Genomic DNA, 3,991 nt, shown 5'->3' with positions numbered 1-3,991 from the left:
CGTCGACGATCGGGTCGTCCGCGGTTACGTGGGAGACGAGGTGGACGCTGCCGGACGGCAGCTTCTCGTGGTAGCGCCGCACCAGCTCGGTGGTCTCCTCGTCGTCCGGGAAGTACTGCAGCACCATCAGCGTCAGCAATGCGATCGGCCGGTCGAAGTCCAGCAGGCCGGCGACCCCGTCCGCGGCGAGCACCGCGTCCACATCGCGCAGATCCGCGTGGGTGATCGAGGCGTACGGGTTGCCGCGCAACAGGTTCTTGCTGTGTGCGACGGCGACCGGCTCGTTGTCGACGTAGGCGATCCGCGCGTGCGGGTTGCCCTGCTGCGCCACCTCGTGCACGTTGCCGACCGTCGGGATGCCCGAGCCCAGGTCCAAGAACTGGTCGATGCCGTGCGCCAGGCACCACTGCACGGCCCGCCGCAGGAACGACCGGTTGGCGCGGGCGGCGGCGGGAACTTCCGGTACCGCGTCGACGATCTTCTGGCCGATCTCGCGGTCCACAGCGAAGTTGTTCGCTCCACCGAGCCAGAAATCGTAGACCCGGGCGGCGCTGGGACGCGAAATGTCCACGTCGTCCAGGTCCGCATTGCCGTTCACCGCATCATCCAGCGCCATCTTCGTCCCCACTCCCGACACCTTGACGGCCTTGATGATCGTTCAACGACCCCCTTCAGCACAACACCGACGAGAAGCGATTCAGCCACGGCTCGGATCAACAAGTGCAGCTGTGCGGTGGACCGACCTCTCTGGGCAGTAGAGCTAGCGGCGGCTGGTGCGCAGGTGGATGCGTTCGCCTGATTTTCCGAAGAGGCTGAGCAGTTCGACCTTGCCGAGGCCGGTGGCGCCGAACCAGTGCGGGATGTGGCAGTCGAACTCGGCTGCTTCGCCGGAACCCATGATGAAGTCGTGGTCTCCCAGACGTACACGTAGGCGCCCACGAAGCACGTAGAGCCATTCGTGTCCGTCGTGGGTTCGCAGGTGGGGTTGTTCGTCGTGCGCTGGGATGATCAGTTTGTAGGCGCGGGGTTCTCTCTGGTGCCGTGAGAGCGGGATCAGCACGCGCCCGTCCTTCTTGGCCGGTTGCTGGGGCACGCGTGGATCGACGATCCGGGGCGCGGCGACGATCTCGTCGAGGGGGATGCCCAGTGCTGCGGTGATCGGGAGGAGCAGCTCGAGGCTCGGCTTGCGCTGACCCGATTCCAGCCGGGACAGCGTGCTGGTCGAGATGCCGGTGGAGCGCGCGAGATCGGCGAGGCTGACGGCCTTCTTGTCGCGGGTGCGCCGCAGGCGGGGTGCGATCTGCTCGATCACTCCATCGACGGTGGGCTGGTCTTCCATGCGACGCAGTCAACCAATGCGTCCCGGAAACGGCAACGTTGTTTGTCGATTCCGGTCGGACCTCCCGATCCTGTCCGTGGAGGTGATCCGAATGGACACGACAACGTACCCATCGGGCGAATCGCTCGCGGAGACGGTGTGGGACAGCGTCATCGTCGGCGGCGGGGCAGCCGGTCTGTCGGCCGGGATCGTGCTGGCGCGGGCCCAGTTCGCGACGCTGGTCGTGGACGGTGGTGCGCCGCGGAACGGCCCGGCAGACCACATGCACGGGTACCTGACGCGGGACGGCATGGCGCCGAAGGAGTTCCTCGCGACCGGGCAGGACGAGTTCACCGGTTACGGCGGAACGCTGGCACGAGCGACGGTGACCGATGTGCGCCGTGCCGAGGACGGTGTGTTCGAGCTGCGGCTCGACTACCGGCGCTTGCTGCGCAGCCGGTCGCTTCTCGTCGCCACGGGTCTGACCGACGATCTCCCTGACGTTCCCGGCCTGTCCGCAGGGTGGGCGTCGCTGGTGCATCACTGCCCGCACTGCCACGGCTACGAGGAGCGGGGGCGCACCATCGCAGTGATCGGCAGCGCGATGGCTCCGCACTCGGCGCACCTGGCAGCTCTGATGCGCCGCCACAGCCCCTCGGTGACGTTCTGCGTCAACGGAGTCGAGGTCGGCGCCGCCGAACGACGGCGCCTCACCGCCTACGGCGTGCGTCTCGTTGACGCAGGTGTCACACGAGTCGCAGCGGTCGACGGCGACGGAGCGCCGGTGGTGATCGAACTGGACGACGGCGGAACGGTGACGTGCGATGCGATTTTCGTCGGGACCCGTCCGGTGCCGCACGACGCCATCCTGACCACGTTGGGCGCGGCGAAGGACCCGGTGAGCGGGCTGGTCCCGGTCGATGCCGCTGGTGCCACGGCCGTTGAGGGAGTGTGGGCTGCGGGGAACGTGGTCAACCCGCGCGCTCAGGTCGTCGCGGCGGCGGGTGCGGGCTGCACGGCGGGCATTGCCATGACCAGTTGGTTGCTCGACCGCGAGCTTGCCGCCGCAGTCTCGGACAACGGGGGTGCGAGCTGATGACTGGCAACCCCGTCGAGACGTCCCGGAGCTCCGCGAGGCTGCCCGTCGGCGTGTACCTGCTCGCCTTCAGCTTGTTCGCCATGGGCAGCGCGGAGTTCCTGCTGGCGGGCGTGCTGCCGGCCGTGGCTACCGATCTCGAGGTCCCGCTGTCCTCAGCCGGGTTCCTCATCACCGCGTTCGCGCTCGGTGTCGTGGTCGGCGGGCCGCCGTTCGCCGTGCTCAGCCTGAGGTGGCCCCGGCGCACGGCGCTGATCGCCACCCAAAGCGCATTCGCGGCCAGCATCGCCGCCGGGCTGCTGGGGAACTACGAGGTCCTGCTGCTGAGCAGGGTGATTTCCGGCGTCGCCTACGCCGGCTTCTTCGCCGTTGCTTCCGTGACTGCGATCAGCTTGGTCACACCGGACCGCAACGCCCGCGCCTCGGGGGTTGTTGTCAGCGGTCTGAGCGTGGCCATGGTGGCCGGAGGACCTGCCGGCACCCTGCTCAGCCATTTCACCCAGTGGCGAGGCGGTTTCTGGGCCGTGGTCGCCCTGACGCTCGTCGGGCTCATCGGGTGCGCTGTCGGAATCCCCGCAGCCAGCACGGGTTCCCGGACCGCGCGGCCGAGTGTTTCGCGGGAGCTCACCACGGTCCGCACACCGCGGCTGTGGGGCATCTACGGGATCACGATCCTGACCACAGCGGCGTACATGATCACGTTCAACTACCTCTCGGCGATGCTCGCCGACATCACGGGAATCCCGGCGGTCTGGATCCCTGCGATCCTTGCCCTGTTCGGCATCGGCGCATTCGTCGGCTTGTCCATCGGCGGACGCATCTCCGACCGGCGCCCGCACCTCGCCCTCCTCAGCGGGGCGGCAACTATCGTGATCCTCTCGGTGACCCTGATGATCACGATCGGCAACGCCTGGGCGGTGATCCCCACGGTGTTCCTGCTCGGCGTCGCTGCTTTCGTGCTGAACCCCGCGATCTACGGCCGTGTCTTCGCCATCGCCGGAGACGCACCGACCCTCGCCGGGGCGACGACCGTGTCGGCATTCCAGCTCGGCATCAGCTGCACTCCCGTCCTCGCGGCAGTCGCGCTGACCCACGGCGCTGCCCTCACCTGGGTCTGCCTGATCGGAGCCGTCCTCGCCGCGATTGCAGTCCCTCTCATCCTCGTCGACCGCGCCAGCCTGGACGACGCTCCCAGCAGGACCATCGCAGTCCAGACAACTACTCCACGGAACGCGCAGTGACACCGCAATGCACTGCTCGAAGTCTGGCGAGCCGACGACTCGTCGAGCGCAACGGGGCCTGCTGTCGTGCCATCGGTGTGCGCCAGGCCCGATGTGACGAAGGCGTACCAGCTCGGTACACAGTGCTCAGTCCGATCTGCTCGCCGGTTGAGCGGATCGCGATCTGCAACGAACGATGTATCCGCGGGCTCGGGACAGTGCCCGGAGAACAGCCCGGTGTTGTGGGGTTTCGGCGGGGCTGGCGGGCGAGTTCGCGTTTGCTGGCATGACACGCGATTCCGATCACCTCGACGTGATGTGGGCGCGCGGCGGCGAGGACGCAGGGGTGAAGCGCCC

General features: G+C 67.9%; 4 protein-coding genes. 2 read left to right on the top strand and 2 right to left on the bottom strand.

Translation table 11 applies throughout. The annotated features are described in order from the left end of the window. Together ABTZ89_RS01375 and ABTZ89_RS01370 are read right to left on the bottom strand one after the other, a co-directional pair. Positions 1-628, bottom strand: a 628-nt coding sequence (locus ABTZ89_RS01375; RefSeq protein ID WP_351038802.1) for an SAM-dependent methyltransferase, incomplete at its 3' end; no start/stop codon positions are given. Positions 629-760: 132 nt separating this feature from the next. Further along, complete coding sequence (locus ABTZ89_RS01370; RefSeq protein ID WP_351038800.1) at positions 761-1,339, bottom strand: helix-turn-helix domain-containing protein; 579 nt, start codon at positions 1,337-1,339, stop codon at positions 761-763. 91 nt (positions 1,340-1,430) lie between these two features. Between ABTZ89_RS01370 and ABTZ89_RS01365 the strand changes: the two genes are divergently transcribed. Both ABTZ89_RS01365 and ABTZ89_RS01360 read left to right on the top strand, forming a co-directional pair. Then, positions 1,431-2,414: an NAD(P)/FAD-dependent oxidoreductase gene (locus ABTZ89_RS01365; protein ID WP_351038798.1), complete on the top strand. Its 984-nt coding sequence runs from the start codon at positions 1,431-1,433 to the stop codon at positions 2,412-2,414. Continuing rightward, positions 2,414-3,655, top strand: a complete 1,242-nt coding sequence (locus ABTZ89_RS01360; RefSeq protein WP_351038796.1) for an MFS transporter — start codon at positions 2,414-2,416, stop codon at positions 3,653-3,655. The genes ABTZ89_RS01365 and ABTZ89_RS01360 overlap by 1 nt, the downstream gene beginning before the upstream one ends. Positions 3,656-3,991: the final 336 nt, after the last annotated feature.

This window comes from Saccharopolyspora sp. NPDC002686, assembly GCF_040295745.1.
Classification (GTDB): Bacteria; Actinomycetota; Actinomycetes; order Mycobacteriales; family Pseudonocardiaceae; genus Saccharopolyspora; species Saccharopolyspora oryzae.
The sequence above is the reverse complement of the archived record's forward strand: the minus strand, read 5'-3'. Positions and strand labels throughout refer to the sequence as shown.

What these genes read in the sequence shown, in the direction of transcription:
- ABTZ89_RS01370 (WP_351038800.1), bottom strand. Translation starts at nt 1,339, where the DNA reads ATGGAAGACCAGCCCACCGTCGATGGAGTGATCGAGCAGATCGCACCC.
- ABTZ89_RS01360 (WP_351038796.1), top strand. Translation starts at nt 2,414, where the DNA reads ATGACTGGCAACCCCGTCGAGACGTCCCGGAGCTCCGCGAGGCTGCCC.
- ABTZ89_RS01365 (WP_351038798.1), top strand. Translation starts at nt 1,431, where the DNA reads ATGGACACGACAACGTACCCATCGGGCGAATCGCTCGCGGAGACGGTG.